General features: G+C 65.7%; 20 protein-coding genes. 9 read left to right on the forward strand and 11 right to left on the reverse strand.

Going from position 1 to position 19,476, the window contains the following annotated elements; all coding sequences use genetic code 11:
• Positions 1-83 precede the first annotated feature (83 nt).
• Complete coding sequence (locus ACG33_RS08275) at positions 84-377, reverse strand: helix-turn-helix domain-containing protein (protein ID WP_066920280.1); 294 nt, start codon at positions 375-377, stop codon at positions 84-86.
• 315 nt (positions 378-692) lie between these two features.
• Between ACG33_RS08275 and ACG33_RS08280 the strand changes: the two genes are divergently transcribed.
• The 9 genes from ACG33_RS08280 (at position 693) to ACG33_RS08320 (ending at position 8,112) form a co-directional block, all read left to right on the forward strand.
• Positions 693-1,043 (forward strand): DUF2958 domain-containing protein, encoded by a 351-nt coding sequence (locus tag ACG33_RS08280; RefSeq protein ID WP_066920282.1) that lies wholly within the window; start codon positions 693-695, stop codon positions 1,041-1,043.
• Between the two features lie 325 nt (positions 1,044-1,368).
• The gene (locus ACG33_RS08285; RefSeq protein WP_066920284.1) at positions 1,369-2,124 is read left to right on the forward strand and encodes a DUF2285 domain-containing protein; all 756 of its coding nucleotides are present in this window, start codon (positions 1,369-1,371) and stop codon (positions 2,122-2,124) included.
• Between the two features lie 125 nt (positions 2,125-2,249).
• Positions 2,250-2,531: a helix-turn-helix transcriptional regulator gene (locus ACG33_RS08290; RefSeq protein WP_066923057.1), complete on the forward strand. Its 282-nt coding sequence runs from the start codon at positions 2,250-2,252 to the stop codon at positions 2,529-2,531.
• A 26-nt stretch (positions 2,532-2,557) separates the two neighbouring features.
• Positions 2,558-3,415 (forward strand): replication initiator protein A, encoded by an 858-nt coding sequence (locus ACG33_RS08295; protein WP_066920286.1) that lies wholly within the window; start codon positions 2,558-2,560, stop codon positions 3,413-3,415.
• 253 nt (positions 3,416-3,668) lie between these two features.
• Positions 3,669-4,307, forward strand: coding sequence for a ParA family partition ATPase (gene parA / locus ACG33_RS08300; protein WP_066923059.1), 639 nt, complete (start codon positions 3,669-3,671; stop codon positions 4,305-4,307).
• Positions 4,304-4,576, forward strand: a complete 273-nt coding sequence (locus tag ACG33_RS08305; protein WP_066923062.1) for a chromosome partitioning protein ParB — start codon at positions 4,304-4,306, stop codon at positions 4,574-4,576. Before parA ends, ACG33_RS08305 begins: the two co-directional genes overlap by 4 nt.
• Positions 4,573-5,106: a DUF2840 domain-containing protein gene (locus ACG33_RS08310; RefSeq protein WP_066920288.1), complete on the forward strand. Its 534-nt coding sequence runs from the start codon at positions 4,573-4,575 to the stop codon at positions 5,104-5,106. The genes ACG33_RS08305 and ACG33_RS08310 overlap by 4 nt, the downstream gene beginning before the upstream one ends.
• Positions 5,103-5,690: a S26 family signal peptidase gene (locus tag ACG33_RS08315; protein WP_066920290.1), complete on the forward strand. Its 588-nt coding sequence runs from the start codon at positions 5,103-5,105 to the stop codon at positions 5,688-5,690. Before ACG33_RS08310 ends, ACG33_RS08315 begins: the two co-directional genes overlap by 4 nt.
• A gap of 436 nt (positions 5,691-6,126) precedes the next feature.
• Positions 6,127-8,112, forward strand: a complete 1,986-nt coding sequence (locus tag ACG33_RS08320; RefSeq protein ID WP_066920292.1) for a relaxase/mobilization nuclease domain-containing protein — start codon at positions 6,127-6,129, stop codon at positions 8,110-8,112.
• A 49-nt stretch (positions 8,113-8,161) separates the two neighbouring features.
• Here the strand turns inward: ACG33_RS08320 and ACG33_RS08325 are convergent, their stop codons facing one another.
• The 10 genes from ACG33_RS08325 to ACG33_RS08370 form a co-directional block, all read right to left on the reverse strand.
• Positions 8,162-8,623, reverse strand: a complete 462-nt coding sequence (locus ACG33_RS08325) for a cytochrome c (protein ID WP_237392591.1) — start codon at positions 8,621-8,623, stop codon at positions 8,162-8,164.
• A 63-nt stretch (positions 8,624-8,686) separates the two neighbouring features.
• Positions 8,687-9,883, reverse strand: a complete 1,197-nt coding sequence (locus tag ACG33_RS08330; protein WP_066920297.1) for a lipid A deacylase LpxR family protein — start codon at positions 9,881-9,883, stop codon at positions 8,687-8,689.
• The gene (locus tag ACG33_RS08335) at positions 9,880-10,746 is read right to left on the reverse strand and encodes an LOG family protein (RefSeq protein ID WP_066923064.1); all 867 of its coding nucleotides are present in this window, start codon (positions 10,744-10,746) and stop codon (positions 9,880-9,882) included. The genes ACG33_RS08330 and ACG33_RS08335 overlap by 4 nt, the downstream gene beginning before the upstream one ends.
• Positions 10,746-12,155 carry an MBL fold metallo-hydrolase RNA specificity domain-containing protein gene (locus ACG33_RS08340; protein ID WP_066920299.1) on the reverse strand — a complete coding sequence of 470 codons (1,410 nt, stop codon included), beginning with the start codon at positions 12,153-12,155 and terminating at the stop codon, positions 10,746-10,748. Before ACG33_RS08340 ends, ACG33_RS08335 begins: the two co-directional genes overlap by 1 nt.
• A 7-nt stretch (positions 12,156-12,162) precedes the next feature.
• The gene (locus tag ACG33_RS08345) at positions 12,163-12,372 is read right to left on the reverse strand and encodes a YgaP family membrane protein (protein WP_066920301.1); all 210 of its coding nucleotides are present in this window, start codon (positions 12,370-12,372) and stop codon (positions 12,163-12,165) included.
• A 20-nt stretch (positions 12,373-12,392) separates the two neighbouring features.
• On the reverse strand, positions 12,393-13,922 hold the full coding sequence (locus ACG33_RS08350; protein WP_066920303.1) for an efflux transporter outer membrane subunit: 1,530 nt from the start codon (positions 13,920-13,922) through the stop codon (positions 12,393-12,395).
• Positions 13,923-13,960: 38 nt separating this feature from the next.
• On the reverse strand, positions 13,961-15,424 hold the full coding sequence (locus ACG33_RS08355; protein WP_083536619.1) for a ferredoxin reductase family protein: 1,464 nt from the start codon (positions 15,422-15,424) through the stop codon (positions 13,961-13,963).
• Positions 15,421-16,539 (reverse strand): ABC transporter permease, encoded by a 1,119-nt coding sequence (locus tag ACG33_RS08360; protein ID WP_066920305.1) that lies wholly within the window; start codon positions 16,537-16,539, stop codon positions 15,421-15,423. The genes ACG33_RS08355 and ACG33_RS08360 overlap by 4 nt, the downstream gene beginning before the upstream one ends.
• Positions 16,540-16,543: 4 nt before the next feature.
• Positions 16,544-17,707 (reverse strand): ABC transporter permease, encoded by a 1,164-nt coding sequence (locus ACG33_RS08365; protein ID WP_066920307.1) that lies wholly within the window; start codon positions 17,705-17,707, stop codon positions 16,544-16,546.
• Positions 17,704-19,476, reverse strand: coding sequence for an ATP-binding cassette domain-containing protein (locus ACG33_RS08370; protein WP_066920309.1), 1,773 nt, complete (start codon positions 19,474-19,476; stop codon positions 17,704-17,706). The genes ACG33_RS08365 and ACG33_RS08370 overlap by 4 nt, the downstream gene beginning before the upstream one ends.

Genomic DNA, 19,476 nt, shown 5'->3' on the forward strand with positions numbered 1-19,476 from the left:
CGATGCGGCCGAACCGGCTGCGCCGGATCGGCCCGCCGCGATGGACGGGGCGCTGTGCTGCTGGCGCAGCACGTCACGCGCGCCTACGGCGCGTCGCGCTCCTCCAAGACGGCCTCCAGTTCCTGGCGCACTTGCGCCAGAAGTTGCTCGGTCTTGCGCGAGCTGTCACCGGCATAGGCCAGCGTCAGCAGCGTGAGCGGATGCACTTCCATGACCTCGCACAGCTCGGTCAGCTTGTGCATCGTCGGGCTTTTCAAGTCGCGTTCCAGCGAACTCATATAGGTGCGGCTGGACACGTCGGAGAATGCTTCCTGGCTCAAGCCGCGCGCTTTCCTGACCGTCCGTATTGCCGCCGCCAATGAGGGTTTCGCTGCCATCCGATGGTTTCCGTAAAAACCAAGATGACAGTCGATTGCGACCTATAGGGCTACAATCTATAGTGTTCATTCCGGCGAACCGACCCGCTTTCGTGCTTTTACGGAAACCAGCATTGGCGGATTCCGACAGAATCGGGGAACCGCATTCGTGTCTTTCCTGGCCCTCACAGTTCCGCTTCTGCGTTTCCGTGCATGTACGGATTCGACGGCTTGCGTATCCGTGCTTCCGGGCGAAAGCGTGGATGCGGCTTGGCGGTTCTGCGCTTTGACTGAAAAGCGTGTCCGTGCATCCTCGGATGTGTGGGGTCCCCGACTATGACTCAGCCACTGACCACTCCCGAGGAGCGCGCGCAACTGCTCGCCAACGGTGCGGCGCGCGCCGTTGGCCGAAGCATCGACCCTATGCCGGTGGTGCGGCTGTTCACACCGGACGCGCACGCGACCTGGCTGCTGGCCGCACTCGACCCGACCGATGGCGACACGGCCTGGGGGCTGATCGACCTCGGCATCGGTATGCCTGCGTTGGGAACGATCAAGCTGTCCGACCTGGCAAGCATCCTCGGGCCGCGGCGGCGCCCCGTTCTGCGCGACTTGCATTTTCGCGCCTCGCGGCCGCTATCGGAGTACGTCCAGCTCGCGCAGCGCGATGGTTCCATCCCCGACTGACCGGCGCATTGTGTCTTTTTCGGTCTGAACCAAGACGGTTGCGGTCTGAATAGTCACTCATGCACCGAGGGAGTGCGTCCCTGACCGAAAGGGACATGATGCTCGGCGCGGCTTGCGGCAGGGTGCGCAGTGCTGCGCACCATTTCCGGGCCGCGCGGCCGTCGCACTCGGACAATCCGCGCAAGGCTTCGGAGTCATTCCGTCTTGACACCGACCGTTGTGGCTTGAAATTAACCGCCCTCGATGACGCTTTGATGTCGTGATGCCATAGCCCTACTGCGTTCGATGCCCGTGGCGACGTTCCAACAGGGAAGGAGTCCACGTCATGGCTGACCGAAGCGCCGAGCATTGGTATCCCACAGCCGCATATCTGTATGTTCTGCATCTCGATGGGCCTGCTCTGGCCTGGGAATATCTCCGAAGAAATCCCGACTACCGGCGCGACTGGCTGCGCCGTCGCCGCCGTCCGGAAGCGGCACATGGCTGGGGCCTGCGCCTGCTGGAAGACCCGGCCTTGGATGCGCGCGATGCACATCCAGCTTGGTTCCCCGACCATGACGCCGTGCTCCAGCTCTACCCGGATGCCGACCCACCGCCGGATGCCCACGCCTTCGAGTTCTGGCGTGTCCCTGGCTGGAAACACCTGATCCATGACGGTAGGCGCTTGGCGCTGGTGGCGCGCTGGCCCGGCTGCTGCGCCCGGCTCGTACTGGCGCCGGGCCTGGCCGATGGCATGGCCTATCTCTACACCGTCCGCGCCTGCTCGGCACCCTGCGCACGCTACCGTGCATTCGCGGCAGAGCTAGACAAGCTGACGATGGCGGCCGTGGCCGCGCCGAGGGCGGCAGCGCGATCCCGGCCCACTCCCGCTGCATTGCTGGAACTGCACACCTTGCAGGCGCTCGACGCGACCCTCGCGGGCGCGTCCTTGCGCGAAACAGCCGTTGGGCTGTTTGGCACCGACGCCGTGGCCGACGGTTGGCACGCAGACGGCGGCTTGCGCTCGCGCGTGCGCCGCCTGGTGCAGCGTGGCCAATCGCTGATGCGCGGCGGCTACCGCCGCCTTGCACAGCTTGAATGAGCTGGGGAGGGTCGTATTGCCCGCCCTGCAAAACGACCCTCTGCACAACGCATCGCTATCTTGAGACTGCCTCCATCCGGCCGCGCTGGTGCTGCCGGCGTTCCTGTCCGATGGAGGTTCATCCGATGCGTCCCTCTCCTTTGCGGCCTGCTGCCGCTGCCGTTGCCACACCCTCGCAGCCCCAACGCTATTTGACCAATGACGAAGCCGCCGAGTATCTGCGGCTGTCACCGCGCACGCTGGAGAAACAGCGCGTGATCGGCGGCGGGCCGAAGTTCAGGAAATTCGGCCGGCGCGTCATGTACGCCGTGGCCGACCTCGATGCCTGGGCCGCCGACCGCAGCTTCGAGACGACTTCCGATCCCGAATACGCCGAGCACCACTCGGCCGACAGCCGTGCGCGCTGATCGGCGGCGCGCGGCAGGCCATCGCCATGTCCAGCACCGCGCTGCCGTCCCGGCAGCGGCCGTTGCAGGAGCGCGAACAGCTCGACCTGTTCCGCGCCTTGCCCGGCGACATGGCGCCGCGCGACAGCCAGGATTTGATGGCCTATCCATTCTTCTCGCTCGGCAAGTCCAAGCGGGTCAAGCCCATCGACTTCCGTGCGGGCAACATCACGATCCGCGTGGAAGGCACGAAGGAGCACGGCATCGCCACGATTTGGGATGCGGACGTGCTGATATGGGCGGCCTCGCAGATCGTGGAAGCGAAGGACGCGGGCCTGTGGCCGTCGCGGCTGATGCGCGCCACGCCCTACGAGATCCTGCGCTTCATCGGGCGCGGCAAGTCGCTGCGCGACTACCAGCGCCTCAAGGCCGCGCTCGACCGGCTGCAATCGACCACCGTGGCCACGTCCATCCGCGAGACGACCGGGCGACGCTTACACCGCTTCTCGTGGATCAACGAATGGAAGGAACTGGCCGATGCCAACGGCACGCCGCTGGGCATCGAGCTGATCCTGCCGGACTGGTTCTATGCCGGCGTGCTCGACGCCGCCCTGGTGCTGACCATCGACCCGGCGTATTTCCGGCTGACCGGCGGCATCGAGCGGTGGCTGTACCGCCTGGTGCGCAAGCACGGCGGCAAGCAGGAACACGGCTGGCAGTTCGACTTTCGCTACCTGCACCAGAAATCGGGCAGTACCGCGAAGCCCTACGACTTCGCCTGCGACCTGCGCGCGCTGGTCGCGCGGCAGTCGCTGCCCGGCTACGTCCTGGGCATCGAGCGGATGCCGGACAACGGCATGGAGCTGCTGACCTTCCGGCCCGTGCCGCATACGGCACGGGGATAACTCCGGGAGAGCCTGTGGATGGGGTCGTGCTATCAGGCGTGCGGGGTATCGTGCTATCAGGCGTGGGACTATCGTGCTATCAGGCGTGCCGATCGGCCGCAAACCCGCGCCAGCACTGGGTTTCCGCGTCCTCTAACTTCCCTAACTTCATTTCTCTAACTTTTAGTAGGGAAACGCCGCTGCGGTGGACAACCACCACGCGGCCACAAACGCAGCAGCCAAAGCCCGGCTTTCCAGCATGGAGGGCCAGGCCATGATCGTCGCTCTGCTCAACCAGAAAGGCGGCGTAGGCAAGACCACGCTCGCCACGCACATCGCCGGCGAGCTGGCGATGCGCGGCCAGCACGTCGTGCTGCTGGACGCCGACCCGCAGGGTTCATCGCTGGACTGGACACAGCGCAGAAGCCAGCAAGGCTTGCCACGGCTGTTCAGCGCCGTGGGCCTGGCTCGCGAAACGCTGCATCAGGAAGCGCCAGAACTCGCCAGGAGGGCCGATCACGTCGTCATCGACGGGCCGCCGCGCATCGCCGCCTTGGCGCGCTCCGCGCTGCTGGCGGCCGAGCGCGTGCTGATCCCGGTGCAGCCCAGCCCCTACGACCTGTGGGCCAGTGCCGAGATGGTGGCGCTGATCCGCGAGGCGCAAGTCTTTCGGCCTGCGCTGCGCGCGGCCTTCGTCGTCAACCGGCGCGTGAGCACTACCGTGATCGGGCGCGAAGCGCGCCAGGCGCTCGCCGACCAGCCGCTTCCTGCGCTGCGCGCGGAAGTGCATCAGCGCATCGTGTTCGCCGACAGCGTGGCCGCTGGGCGGCTGGCACGCGAGACGGCGCCGGACAGCGCGGCCGCCCGCGAAATCACCGCACTGGTGGACGAACTGCTGCGGTGGCCGACATGACAGCGAAGCCACCAGTACGCGTCAAGCGCGTCGGCATCGGCGCGCGTCCGCCCGAGAATCCGCACGCCGAGGCGTGGATTCGCCAGGGCGACGCCGAGGCGCTGGGCAAGGGCGACCTCTACACCGCTCGCCTGACCCTCGACGTGACGCCCGCGCTACGCGCTCGCATCAAGATCGCCGCCTTCGGTCAAGGCGTGACCGTGGCCGACCTGCTGCGCGGCCTGCTGGAGCGGGAGTTTCCTGAACACCGCAGGGAGAACACGCCATGACTGCATCCGCTTCGCCTGTCGCTGGCGCGGCCACGGCCGCGCTCGCAGCACCTTCCGGCCAGCCAGCCAGCGCACCGCTGACGCGCGTGGCGCTGGCCTACATCGAACCGCGCTTCAAGCTCTACCTGCGCTTCGGCGAACCCGCGCGCACGCTCCAGCTCGACCGCTGGCGGCGCTGCGCGGTGTTCATGCCGGGCGCCGTGTTCTGCCGCATCCGCTGGCAGTCCAACGACTACGGCACCGTGCGCTGGCAGCTCATGGTCATGCAGGCTTGCACGCCGCTCGATGCGGCGCAGCGCATCCCCGGCGTGCAGCCAGGCGCACGCCTGCTGCTGTACGCCGAGGGCGAGAACGCAGTGCGCGCCGTGCTGGAACGCATCGACGCCATCGAGGCGCTGGACATCGCGCCCGGCAGCGCCTCGCCCGCGTACTGGCGCACGCTCGCAAATCGGCTCGCCGCGCGCTTGCCGCTGCCCGAATACACCGCCGAGCAGCACGCCGCCTGGCTGACCGGGAGGGCGCTGCCATGACTGCCACTTGTGCCGCCAACACCGCGCCGCATCCCCGTTCGCGCCTGCGCGCTCGCATCGTACTTGCGGGCCTATCCGCCTGCGGCCTCGCTGCGCTGGCCTGGGCATCCTTCGTGCATCCGCTGCCGCGCCTGATCTACAACCCGTCCGACAGCGTGGCGGTCGGCTGGTATCGCGTCGATCCGCTGGGCCACGGTGCCGGCCCGCTGCCACGTCCATTGTCCGTGGGCAGCATCGTACTGACCACGCTGCCGCCAGACGCCGCCGCGCTGGCCGCGCAGCGCGGCTACCTGCCGGCGCGCGTGCCGCTGCTCAAGCGCGTGGGCGCCATCGCACCGCAGGAGGTGTGCATCTCTGGTCGCATCGTCCGCATCGACGGCGTGCCTTCGGCCGCCGTGCTGCCTGCTGATCGCTGGGGCCGGCCGCTGCCATCCTGGCAGCAATGCCGTCACCTCGAACCCGGCGAACTGTTCCTGCTCAGTACGACCAACCCGGCGTCGTTCGACAGCCGGTATTTCGGGCCGGTCAGCGTATCCGCCGTGATCGGTGTCGCGCATCCGGTCTGGCTGGAGTCCCGCCCATGATGGCCGCCGATTCGCTGCACGTTGCCGTGCATCTCATCGTGCCATCGGGCGTGCCGATCCGGTGGCTTTCCGCATGTCGTTGCGCGTGCAGTGCGAGCGCATCCGCGCTGCACTTCGCGCTGCCTTCCCATGTGCAGGCGTCTTGCCTCGAACGCGCCCGACCTGTGGCCGTCGCCGCGTTCGCCGGCGCGCTGGCTGCTCACGCAGCAGCGCCGCCGGGCCGCCGCTGCCCGGAGCGCCAGCGAGGGGCAAAGGCGGAAGGCAAGACAAAAGGACGCGGCACCGGGCCGCGTCGAAAGCCAGTCTGCACGTGGGGTTGGCGCGGCACGGAGCGGCTTCGCCGCCGTGCCGCGTGTGGCGCGAGGCCCGCGCCAATGCAGGCATGTCCGCGTGCTTCGCACGACAGGACACGCCCCAGCTTGCAGGGAGCGCAGCCATGAGCGACCGCCGCAACGACGACTTCCGCGTGCGCCCCAGCGCCCCGAAGAACCGGGGCAAGGGCCAGGGGCAGAGCTTTGTTTCCAAGGTGCTCAAGCAGGCGGGCAAGGCCAGCAGCGGCAAGTCCACGGTGCGCCGTCCGGCATCGGCGCGTGGCACCGGCCAACGCCCCGGCTCGCGCCTGGGGCGCGGCCACACGGCGGCGCGCTTCGCGGGCGCGAAGCTGACGCCCCTGTCGCGGCGCGTGACCATCAAGACGCTGCTGGTGAACCATCAGCGGGCCAGCCCGCAATCGCTCGCCAAGCACCTGCGCTACATCGAGCGCGACGGCGAGCCGGGTCAAGCCTACGGGCCTCAGACCGACGCCGCCGACCTCGACGCCTTCAAGGAACGCTGCGCCGACGATCGGCACCATTTCCGCTTCATCCTCTCGCCCGAAGATGGCGCGGAGCTGGAAGACCTGCGCACCTATACGCGGCACCTCATGGGGCGCATGGAGGCCGACCTTGGGACGGGCCTCGATTGGGTGGCCGTGAACCACTGGAACACCGACAACCCGCACACGCACATCGTCGTGCGCGGGCGCGACGACACGGGCAAAGACCTCATCATCGCGGGCGACTACATCGCCGACGGCTTCCGCCACCGGGCCGCCGAACTGACGACCGAATGGCTGGGGCCGCGCACCGAGCTGGAGATCCAGCAGACCTTGAGGCGCGAGGTGGAACAGGAGCGATGGACGAGCCTGGATCGCACCCTCAAACGTGAGATAGGCGAGGCTGGCAGCGATGGCCTGGTGCATGTCGAACGGCTCAACGAACCCCGCTTGCAACGCCAGCGCCTGCTGCTGATCGGCCGCCTGCAACGCTTGCAGCGGCTGGGCCTGGCCGACGAGACGCAGCCCGGCACCTGGGCCGTCCATGCCGATGCCGAGAAGACCCTGCGCGCCCTGGGCGAGCGCGGCGACATCATCCGCACCATGCAGCGGGCCATGCGCGGCGAGCCGCGCGAGCTGGCGGTGTTCGAGCCTGGCGACGACGGCCGAACCATTCTCGGCCGCGTGGCCGCAAAGGGGTTGGCCGACGAGCTGCGCGACCGAGGCTATCTGGTCATCGACGGCGTGGACGGCAAGGCGCACTACGTCGCGCTCAACGCCCGCGACGAGCTGGCGAATTATCCGACCGGAGCCGTGGTGGAAGTGAAGGGATCGGCCGACGTGCGCGCGGCTGACAGGAACATCGCTGCGCTGGCGAGCGATGGCCTGTACCGCACCGACCATCACCTGGCCGTGGCACAGGGCCAGGCCGCCCCCGCCCCCGGCCGCGACCCGCAGGAGGTCGTTGCCGCCCACGTCCGCCGGTTGGAGGCCCTGCGCCGAGCGGGCATCGTGGAGCGCGTGGCCGATGGGCTATGGAAGGTGCCGCGCGACCTGCCCGAGCAGGGCCGCCGCTACGACGCGCAGCGCCTGGGCGGCGTGGCCGTGGAGCTGAAATCGCACCTGCCCATCGAGCGGCAGGCGCGCATGATCGGTGCCACCTGGCTCGACCAGCAGTTGATCGGTGGCGGCTCGGGCCTGGGCGACCTGGGCTTTGGCAGCGAAGCCAGGCAGGCCATACAGCAGCGCGCCGACTTCCTGGCCGAACAGGGGCTGGCCGAGCGGCGCGGGCAGCGTGTGATCCTGGCGCGCAACCTGCTGGGCACGCTGCGCAACCGGGAACTGGCGCAGGCAGCGAAGGACATTGCCGCTGAAACCGGCCTGGAGCATCGGCCCGTGGCGGACGGGCAGCGTGTGTCCGGTATCTATCGGCGAAGCGTCATGCTCGCCAGCGGGCGCTACGCGATGCTGGACGACGGCATGGGATTCGCGCTGGTGCCGTGGAAACCCGTAATCGAGCAGCGGCTGGGACAGCAGCTCGCCGCGACCCTACACAGGGGATCGATCTCCTGGGAACTCGGAATTCGTCGAGGCATGTCGGTTGGGTAGAGGCTGGTCTTCGCCAGCAGGCGTAGCTATTCATCCCGCCCAACACTTGTCAGCGGCTTCCGTAGAATTTTTCCACGAACGAGTGTCGGAAACTCTGGTGGCAGGCTAGGCAGCTTTGCTGGGTTTTGGAGAAAGCTTCGATGACTGCGTGGCCGTCATTCCGCTGTGCAGCCTGGCCCATGGCGGTCGCGGCGTCATGCACCTGTCCGTCAAGGCCACGAAACTTGCCGGCATCCGAGCCGAGCCACGTAAGGATGCGCACCTTTTCCGACATGGGCGGTTCGGCATGCTTGGCGATCCTTGGTGCCAACTCGGCAACCATCGCCCAGTCTTCCTTGGAAATCGCACCAGTGACGGCTTGCATATCTTGGCCCAGTTTTTCCATCACAGTGCGAAGAGCCATTGGCTTTGCGATCTCTACGGACTGCGCACCAATTCCCGTGGCGGTGGTTGCCAAGGCTACGGAAAAGGCGATCGTGAAAAACGGACGAGGGTTCAAGAGGTAGCTCATGAGTTCCTCCATTGAGGTGATTGATAAAGGGTTCTGCCGACGAGCGCATGGTTGTGGGCACCCTCAAAACTCCAGGCTCAGCGCAATCGATCCGAATGCGTGGTGGCCTGTCTGCTGATCGAACTCGCGGGTTCTCCAGACGCGCATCACGGCAAGCCGCAGGCCACGCCCGGCAACAAGCCATTGGCTGCTGATGCCGATGGCCGCTTGCGCGACCCAGGGCCGCCGGCTGACGTGGTGGCTGTGCCGAAACATGTTTCCGTCGAGCGAAAAATCCCATGCGACGGCTTTGGCCTCCAGATTCAGGAAGACATGCGCCCCAGGTTTCGGCGCCTGAACCGATTGCGGCGTTGTTGTGCGCAAAGCGGCCACGCCTGAGGGCGGACGATTCTCCGCGCCAGGGCGAATCGGATAGCTGCCGAAATCGTTCGGTATGTTCCAGCCCGCGCGAAACTCCACACCGGTACTGGCGGCGGTTTCGATGTTTCCGACACGCAGGGCATAGCTGCCGATCACGTCGCCGCCCCACCCGGGACGGACGGCGCCTTCCGTATATGGCTTGTACTTGCGTTCCATGGCCATCTGAAACGCCGGCTCGTTGCGCAACTGGTTGTCCCAGCCGCGAAAGCGCTCGATGTCGCGTACCCGGTGCACAAGGTTCTGGGACCGCTCAGCCAGCGACCAGGGGCCGATCACGCCCAGGGTCAGCTCACGCACGTCAAGCATTTCGTAATTCGCGGCTTGTGGGTGGACACGGCGATTCCACGCCAGACCCAGGTAGAGCAAACCGGCATACGGCCGGTCGCCTGGTATCAGATCGCTACGCGCTTTGTCCTCGGGGGTGTACATGGACTGACCAAAGCGAACGACGACGTTTTGCGATGCCGACTGGGCGCCGGAGTCGCGCCAGAACTCGGGATCGACCCAGCCGATGAAACGGGCATACCAACCAATCGGCTGGGGCAGACATTCCGGGCGGAGTGCGCCTTGCAGATCGCGTGAAACCACGGTGAGCGCCACACCGTTGGTGTAATTGCGATCGGTGCCGGTGAACAAGTCGTTCTCCAGCCGCAGGGTGCCACCCCGCCAGCGCAGGGACTGTTCCGGCAAGCAGGAGGAGGAATCGACAGGAAGCGAGAAGTCGGAACCAAGAGCAGAAATCGGGCTGAACAATGCACCCGCAATCAACAAGGTGGCGCACTGTATCGGCTGCACCTTGGTGCCGCGCAGGCTCCAGTGATGCCGGTCGATGCACATCATGTTGACGCATCACCTGCCGCCCTGTTGACATAAAAGCGTTCGAGGGCACTGACGATTTCCTCGGCTTCATCCACGCAGGTGAACAAGTCGAGATCGGATGGGGAGACATAGCCTTCGTCGAGCAGAAGATCGAAATCAACCACGCGATGCCAGAACGCACGACCGACCAGAACCACCGGAATCCGTTGCATCTTTCCGGTCTGGATCAGCGTCAGCACCTCGAACAGCTCATCAAGCGTTCCATAGCCGCCGGGGAAGGCCACCAGCCCCTTGGCGCGCATCAGGAAGTACATCTTGCGCAGCGCGAAATAGTGGAAGCGGAACGCCAGTTCCGGACACATGTAGGGGTTGGGTGCCTGCTCGTGCGGCAGCGTGATGTTCAGTCCGATCGAGCGCGCGCCGACTTCGAAGGCCCCGCGATTGGCGGCCTCCATGATGCCGGGGCCACCCCCGGTGACGACGACGAAATCACGGCGGCTCTGCTGCTGAAAGCGGCTCGAAATCAGGCTCGCGAAGCGCTGCGCTTGCTCATAGTGACGTGCCTGTTCGACCCGGCGGCGGGCTCGGGCAAGCTCTTGCTTCAGCCCGGCTTTCTCTGGAGTGGCGAGCATCGCCTGTTCAAGCGCGCCAAGGCGGGCAGCTGCCGTTTCGGCATCGCTCACGCGTGCGCTGCCGAAGACCACTACCGTCGAGCGAATGCCTTGCTCGTGCAGGATACACTCGGGCTTGAGCAGTTCGAGTTGTAGTCGCAGCGGCCGCAGTTCGTCCTGGCCAAGCAGCTCGATGTCCTCGTAAGCGAGGCGGTACGTTGGCGACTCGCGGATGGCGCGCAGGCGTTCATCGAGATGTTCAGTGGGCTTCATCATTCGTGCGCCAGAAAGTCCGGCCAGCGCAGCGAATGACCATGGCCGGGCACCGTGACCTGCCAGCCGAGCTGCTGTTGCAAGAGTTCGGCGAACGCCAGCGCGGCGGACTCTTCCCCATGCACCACGAAGGTTTGGGCCGGGGGTTGAGCAAAACCCCGAGCCCAATCCAGCAGCGCCTTCTGGTCGGCGTGTGCCGAGAGGCCGTCCACGCTGTGTATCGCCGCGCGTACCGGGATGTCCTCGCCGAAGATGCGTACACGTTCGGCGCCCTCGATCAGGCGCCGGCCAAGCGTCCCCTGCGCCTGGAAACCGGGAAACAGGATGCTGCATTCACGGCGTGGCAAGTTGTGGCGCAGGTGGTGTCGGATACGTCCCGCATCACACATGCCGCTGGCAGAAATGATGATGGCCCCGGAACGAATCCGGTTCAGCGCCATGGACTCCTCGGCACTTTCCGTGAAGCGCAGATATGGGAGATTCTCGCCACGCGCGCGCCACCCGGCCAGACGCTTTGCCTGTTCATCGAACAGATCAAGATGCTCACGCGTGATGCGCGTGGCTTCCGTGGCCATCGGTGAATCCACGAACACAGTTGGTTGGCGCAGCCGCCCCTCGCAGGTGAGACGATGCAGGTGGTAGAGCACCTCCTGGGTTCGGCCGACCGCAAAGGCCGGCACGATGACGTTGCCGCCGCGCTCGAACAGGGTTTTCTCGACGATATCGATCATGTCCGCTTCGGTTGCCGAAAAATCCTTGTGCTGCCGATTTCCGTAGGTGGATTCGATGACGAGGATGTCTGCATCCTCGATCAGCGTCGGGTCGCGCAGGATGGGGCGCCCCGGCTGGCCAAGGTCGCCGCTGAACACGAGCTTCGTGGGGTAACCGTACTCGGTGACCCAGACCTCCACGATGGCTGATCCGAGGATGTGTCCGGCATCACGAAAGCGGGCACGCACCCCGACGCGGGGTGCGAACTCCCGGTCGTATTCGATGCCTCGTGCTCGCTGCAGGCATTCACGTGCATCCTGCAGGGTATACAGGGGTGGCAGCACGGTCTGCTTTTTGAGGCGCCTGGCAACCCGCTTCGCATCGCTTTCCTGGATGTGAGCACTGTCGGGCAGCATCACCCCGAGCAGATCGACCGTGGCTGGCGTGGCGTAGATGGGCCCCTTGAATCCTGCGCGCGTGAGTTTGGGCAATAGCCCACTGTGGTCGATATGGGCATGGGTCAGAAGTACGAAATCGATGGACGCCGGATCGAACGGGAACGGCTCGTGATTGCGTGCCGCCGCCGTTCGTCCGCCCTGAACCATGCCGCAATCCACCAGGAAGCGTACGTTGAGCGCTTCCACCAGGAAACACGACCCGGTGACTTCACGCGCTGCACCCAGAAAACTCAGCTTCATGGGACGTTCAATCCGGCTTTTTGTTTTGCACCGGGCAGGTGCTTTGGCCAAGCAGGCGATAGCCTGGGCAGCGACCAGACAAACCTGTGATGAGAGGCATGAATCCAATGAGTCCCAGCCAACGCCAGGATGAATCCAGCCACAGCGGGAGGCTGAGCAGAATCAGTCCGACGACGATGCGGACAATGCGATCGAGACTTCCGACGTTGATTTGCATGACGATCTCCTTGTGTTGAGTCAGCGGCTTGAGAACGCGACAGGGACGGCAGCGCCCCGCAGCGGATGCGTTGCGGTCGATGCAGTCGTGGATACGTCCCAGCCACCGCCAAGGGCCTTGTACAGCGCCACCAATTGCACAGCGGCGTTGGTATGTGCCCGCGCGGCTGCGATTTCGGCCTCGTGCAGGCTGCGCTGGGCAACCAGCAGTTCAACCAGTGCAATGTCGCCCGCCGCGTAGCGCGTCTTGGCGTGGCCGTGGCTTGTGCGCGCGGCATCCAGTGCCATGCCACGGCGTTCCAGTGTGTCCAGCCCACCGTGGTAGTCGCCCAGCGCACGCTCGGCATCGCCCAGCGCGGCCAGCACCGCCTGCTCATAGGCCAGCGCGGCCTGTTGCTCGGCCGCCTCGCGTGCCCGAATCTCGGCGCGCACACGGCCACCGTCGAACAGACGCCAGGAGATCAGCGGCAGGATGGAAAAACGTGAGCTGGATGCATCGAACCAATCGCCCGTACTGAGCGCCTGGAACCCGCCGCCGATACCGATGGAGAGTTTGGGAAACAACTCGGCCGTGGCCACGCCGATGTCCGCGGAACTCGCCGCCAGGCGACGTTCCGCAGCCAGCACATCAGGGCGGCGGCGCAGCATATCTGCGCGCTCGCCCACCGGCAGCGCCCGCAGCGTGCTCGTCGTCAAAGGACCATCAAGCAATGCCAGCTCTCGCTCCGGCGGTGCGCCCAGCAACACGCCCAGGCTGAGCACTGCGGCGCGCTGGCGCGTCTGGATATCCGGGATGAGCGCGTTGACCGCGGCCCATTGTGCGTAGGCTGCCTCCACGTCGGCGGCCGATGCATCGCCCAGCGCATGTCGCAGGCGCACCAGCTCCAGGGTCTGCTGCAATGTGGATAGCGTGGCTTCTTGCGCGTGCAGCTCGTCTCTCGCGCCGACGGCGGTGAACCAGGTGCGCGCGACCTCGGCCACGATGCGCATGCGCACGCCCTGTGCCTCGGCTTCGGTCGCTTGCAGGCGAGCGCTCGCACCTTCCAGGGCCCGTCGCCTGGCACCGAACAGATCGACTTCCCAGGCCGCATCGAAGCCTGTGTCGTAGATGGTCTGCGTGGCATCCAGGCCAGGGATTTTTCCGACGGGCAAGGGGCCGTTCTTGCTTTGGCCGCGCCGGTTGACGCTGGCGCCTACGCTCACTCCCGGCAAGGCCTCGCCGGCCACGCGGTCGCGCAGGGCACGCGCCTCGTCGATGCGCGCTGCGGCCTGGCGCAGATCCAGGTTCTGTGCCAACGCGGTGGCCATCAGACGATCGAGGACTGGATCGTCCAGTGCAGACCACCAGTGGCTCAGGTCGGCGACCTCGCCTGCGCTTGCCAGCGGCAGTGTCCAGCCGCTGTCGGCATCGACCGGTGCCGGTCCCCGATAGTCGGGGCCGACCGTGGCGCAGGCCGTGAGCAGACTCGCTGCGGACACCAATGCCAGCGGGCGCAGCCACGATGGCGGCAGGATAAATCCGCTGGTCCGAGGGCGATGGAAGTGTCGCATGACAAGACTCCTTGAAGCAGGCGAAGGGATGCGCTCGCTCAGCGCATCTGGAACAGCTCGTGGTGAAAGCGCCGCCGCACCGGGAAACCGTGCGCGGCGAAATCGCGCCGCAATGCATCGGCAAACCCGACGGGACCGCAGAACCAGATGCTCGCCTCGCGCCAGTCGGGCACCTCGTCGCGGATGCGCTGGCCGGTTAGACGCCCGTGCTGCGCGTCGATGAAGACATGCAGACGCACGTCGGCGGCGCTGGCGTCGGCGGCCAGGCGTGCCAGGGCGTCGTGATCTACGTCGGCGGTGCTGTGAAACAGGTCGATGCGCTGGCCCGGCGGCAGGCTTGGGTGTTCGCCCTCGGCCTGCTGCCTCATGTAGTCAAGGCGGCTGATGAAGGGGGTGATGCCGATGCCGGCCCCTACCCAGATCTGGCGCGCACCGCCGCCGTCGAAGGTGAAGCAGCCGTAAGGGCCTTCGACCTTCAGGGCCTGCCCAACATGCAGCCGCTCGCGCAGGCGGCGCGTGTGGTCGCCCAGACCCTTGATAACGGCCGTCAATTGCGGGCGCTCGGGGTTCCAGGCCGAGGCGATGGTGTAGGGGTGGGCGCCTTCGCTGCGGTCGGACGTGGCAAAGGCAAACTGGCCCGGCTTGTGTCCCGGCCAGTCCGGGATGTCGGCCGTGATTTCAAGCGCATCCACGCCTTCGTAGTAGCGCAGCGCGGCGATCTTCGCCATGATCTTCTGACCTGCGCCGACGCGGCGCAGCAGCACGATGACCGCCGCTGCCGTGCCTGCGGCAAGCAGGGCCGCCGTCAGCCAGCCGACGGGCTCGCTCCAATAGGCAAACTCCATCAGCACCACGCTGTGGAACACCAGCACCAGATAGACGATGGCCAGCAGACGGTGACTCTTGTAGAACCAGTGGTAAGGAAAGAAGCGGATCAGCGCCAACGCAATCAAGGCGACAGCGGCGTAAAACGCCCATTCGCCCATGCCTTCCGCCAGGTGGCGCTGCGTGCGCAACCACGCCTCCAGGGTCATGTCGAGCCCCGCCTGTCCTTGTCCGCCTTCTGTGCTCTTGCGCGCAGGCCGCTCCAGCAGTCCCCAGCCCACGGCCCATTTCGGTGCGTTGACCCACAACCAATGCAGGATGGAAAAGATCAGCGCATTGATGCCCAGCCATTTGTGCAGGCGGTACATCTTGTCCAGTCCGCCCAACCACCGCTCGGGCCAGCGCGGGCGCAGGGCCAACAGCATGGCCACGCTCATGCTGCCCATGGCGATCAGCCCGGTGTACTGGCGCATGGTGGCGCGCCACGCGAACACCGTGGTCGCTTCATAAAAATGGGGCTCGGCCGCCACCCACAACAAGGTCAGGACGATGAAGCCGGCCCAGAAAGTGCGCTGGATGTTTTGCGTGGGCGAACCCGGAAAGGTTTGGAATGGATGGCACGGAGCAAAGGCGCCGCTGCGCCGTGATGGCAGCGCCTGGAGCCTGATTGGCTTCATTGCAGCCGCCCCCGAACAAAGAACGTGGCCATCGTCAGCGTGGCGAGGGCAATGACCGCCAGCGGCCACAGGCTGGCGAGGATGTCGCTGGGAGGCATGGCCTTGAGAAAGCTGCCTTCGACGATGACGAGGAAGTGGGTCAGCGGAATGGCCTGGGCCAGCCATTGCAGAACGACGGGCATGTTTTCCACCGGCGTCGCAAAGCCGGACATCAGTACTGCCGGCACGCCAATGGCGAACGCACCCAGGATGGCCTGCTGCTGGGTCATGCTGACAGCGGAAATCATCAAACCGATGCCCACTACCGACAGGATGAACAGCACCAGGCTGGCGAGCAGAAGTGCGAACGAGCCAGCGAATGGAATGCCGAACAGGAACACGCCTGCGCCGATCATGAACAAGCCCAGCATCGTGCCGATCGCCAGCGCCGGCAGCGACTTGGAAATGATGATCTCCGGCGTCGAGGTGGGCGACACCAGTAACTGGTCGAAGGTGCCGAGTTCGCGTTCGCGTGCAATCGACAGGGAGGTGATGAGCAGCGCGCTGAACAGCGCGAGGATGCCGGTCAGGCCCGGCACGATGAACCAGCGGTAGACCAGGTTCGGGTTGAACCAGTGGCGCACGACCACGGGTGTTGGTGCCTGCGCGTCAGGCACGACTTCGGCGCCGACGTCAGCGGCGATGGTCGATAGGTACGCGACGGTGATCTGGCCCGAGTTGCTGCGCCTGCCATCGACCAGAACCTGGGCGCGGCCGCTGTCACCGGCTGCAATGGTGCGCGAGAAATCCACGGGAATGGAAAGCGCCGCGATTACCTCACCACGGTCGATCAGGTCGTGCAGCTTGCGTTGGCTGTCCACACGGCGCACATGGGTGATGAATTCGGCGCTGTCCAGGCGCTGCACCAGTTCGTGCGACCAACGGCCCGCGTCCTGGTTGTAGATGGCGATATCGACGTTGCGCACTTCGAGTGTCGCGGCAAAAGCGAACACGAGCAGTTGCAGGATGGGAGGCACGAACACCACCATGCGGCTGCGCGGGTCGCGCAGGACACTGAGGACTTCCTTGATGAACTGGGCGCGCAGGCGGCCGAACGAGAATGCGAAGCTCAACATGGCCTCACTCCAGGTTCTTGCGCGTGGAGCGCTTGGCGATCATGAAAAACAGCGCCCCGATCACCGCCATGGCCGCCAGGTTGGGCAGGAACACCGCCCAGATGTCACCCGCCAGGAACACCGTCTTCAGCGAGTCCACGAAGTAGCGCGCCGGAACCACCCAGGTGATGGCCCGAATCGGTGCGGGCATCGCGTCGATCTCGTACAGAAAGCCCGACAGCATGAAAGCCGGCAGGAATCCCGTGAACAGCGCGATCTGCGCTGCCAGAAACTGATTGCGCGCCAGTGACGAGATCAGCAAGCCCTGGCCCAGCGCCGGCACCATGAACACCGCTGACAAGATCAGCAGCGCCGCCAGAGAGCCACGCATCGGGACGCCGAACACAAATACGGCCAGCGCCGCCGCGCCCAGCGTGGACAGCATGCCCAGCACAAAATACGGCAGCAGCTTGCCGATCAGGATTTCGGCCACCGAGGCGGGTGTGGAAAGCACGGCCTCCATGGTGCCGCGCTCCCATTCGCGTGCCACCACCAGCGCGGTCAGCATAGTGCCGATGATGGTCATGACGATGGCGATGGCGCCGGGGATCAGTGCTCGACGGCTTTCCAGCTCGGGGTTGAACCAGTAGCGCGGCTCCAGAACGACGGCTTGTGCGGGTACGTCCAGTCCGGCGCGCCAGGACTGGACAACGCCGCGGGCATAGTTTTCGACGTAATTGGCGGTGTTGGGGTAAGAGCCATCAGTGATGATCTGCACCAGTGGTTCGTTGCCGCGCCGTGCCAGGCGTTGCTCGAAGTCCTGCGGAATCACCACATAGCCACGCAGCTCGCCTGACACCAGCTTGTCGGCCACCTCACGCCGGTCACGGACGAAGTGCGCATCCAGAAACCGTGTACCGGAAAAGGCCGCCGCAAGCTCTTGCGCCGCGGCACCGCGCGACTCCAGCACCACGCCGACACGAACCTCCTTGGCGTCCAGCGAGACCGCATAGGCGAACAACAGCAGCAACACCACCGGCAGCACGAACGCGATCAGCAGCGTCGAAGGGTCGCGCAGTGCTTGGTAACTTTCCTTGGTGACCAAAGCGGCCAGGCGCCGCAGGTCAAAGCGGCGCAAGCCAGTCTGCATCGGGCCATCAGCGTCCCTGTGCGGTGTAACGACATTCATGCGGCGGCCTCCATTTCTCGGTCGGCGGACTCGACCAGGTGAATGAAGGCGTCTTCCATCGTCGGGTCGGGGCGTTCCGGGCTGATGGCCATACGTTTGAGCGCATCAGGCGTATCCAGCGCGATCAGGCGAGCGCGCGAGAGCATGGCGACGCGATCGCAGTATTCGGCTTCATCCATGAAGTGGGTGGTGACCATGATGGTCACGCCCTTGCGCGCCAGGCCGTTGATGTGCGTCCAGAATTCGCGCCGGGTGATCGGGTCCACGCCTGAAGTGGGTTCATCCAGGAACAGCACGGGCGGGCGGTGCATGAGCGAGCAGGCCAGCACCAGACGCTGCTTGTGCCCCAGCGGCAAGGAATCGGGCGTGGCACCGAGCCAGTCGGCGAGATCGAAGGTTGCGATCATTTCCTCGATGCGCTCGTGCCGCGTGCTGCCTTCCAGCCCGTAGACGCCGGCGGAAAATTCCAGGTTTTGCCGTACCGAGAGCAGACCGTAGAGCGAGAACTTCTGCGCCATGTAGCCGAGCCGGCTCTTGGCCACGCCGGTGGCTCGGCGCAGATCGTGCCCCACTACGTGCGCTTCGCCCGCAGTCGGCTTGAGCAGGCCACACAGCATCTTGAAGGTGGTGGATTTGCCAGCGCCATTGGGGCCGAGCAGACCGAAGATTTCGCCCTTTTGCACCTCGAAGCTGACGTTGTCGGTGGCAGTGAACTCGCCAAAGCGCTTGGTGAGATTCCGGCAGGAAACGGCAACGTCGGAATCCAGCTCGACCGGTGGCAGGCGCTCGGCGAGTTGCGATGTCCCGCCAGGACCGCCGCCGAGCAGGTCGATGAAGGCGTCCTCGAATCGCGCGGGCACCGCTGCCAGCCGCACCCGTGCCTGATCGGCCAGCGCCTGAATGGGCTGCGCCTGTGCGCCCTCGCGCAGCACCACGCGCACCCCCGCGCCCTGAATCACGCCATCGCTCACGCTGGGCAGATCGAGCGCCTCGGTCAGGACCGCCCGACGCTCTGTGCCGACATCTTCGAGGCGAAAACTGCGACCTTCGAGCTGCGCGGTCAGTTCCTGCGGTGGGCCATCGAACAGGAGCTGTCCCTGGTTCAGCAGCAAGACACTCTCGCAGCGCTCGGCCTCGTCAAGATAGGCAGTGGACCAGACCACAGCCATGCCCTCATCGGTCAGCGCCTGCACCATGCGCCACAAATCCTGACGGCTGACCGGGTCCACACCCACGCCGGGTTCGTCCAGCAGCAGCACCTTGGGCCGGGCCATCAGCGCGCAGGCAAGACCCAGCTTCTGCTTCATGCCGCCGGAGAGCTTGCCGGCGAGGCGCTTGGTGAAGGGGCCGAGTCGTGTGAAGTCCAGCAGTTCGGCAAACAGAGCGGCGTTGCGGTCCGCGTCTATGCCACGCAACTGCGCATACAGGCGCATGTTCTCCATCACCGACAGGTCTTCGTACAGACCGAAGCGTTGCGGCATGTAGCCGCTGGCGACGTGAATGGCGTCGTTGTCCTTGACCACATCGAAGCCGGCCAGGGTGACGTGACCGGCGTTGGGAGCCAGCAGGCCGGTAAGGATGCGCATCAGCGTCGTCTTGCCGGCGCCGTCCGGACCGACCAGACCCGTCAGCCGCCCGTAGTGGATGTGCGCGCTCAGGTTCCGCAGAGCCTGTACCTTGTCGAAATGCTTGTCCACGCCTTCGATGGCGACGGCGACATCGGCGGTCATGCCGTTCGGCGTGGGGGCGATGCCGGCGTTCGCGGGCAT

Source organism: Steroidobacter denitrificans (genome assembly GCF_001579945.1).
GTDB classification, from domain to species: Bacteria; Pseudomonadota; Gammaproteobacteria; order Steroidobacterales; family Steroidobacteraceae; genus Steroidobacter; species Steroidobacter denitrificans.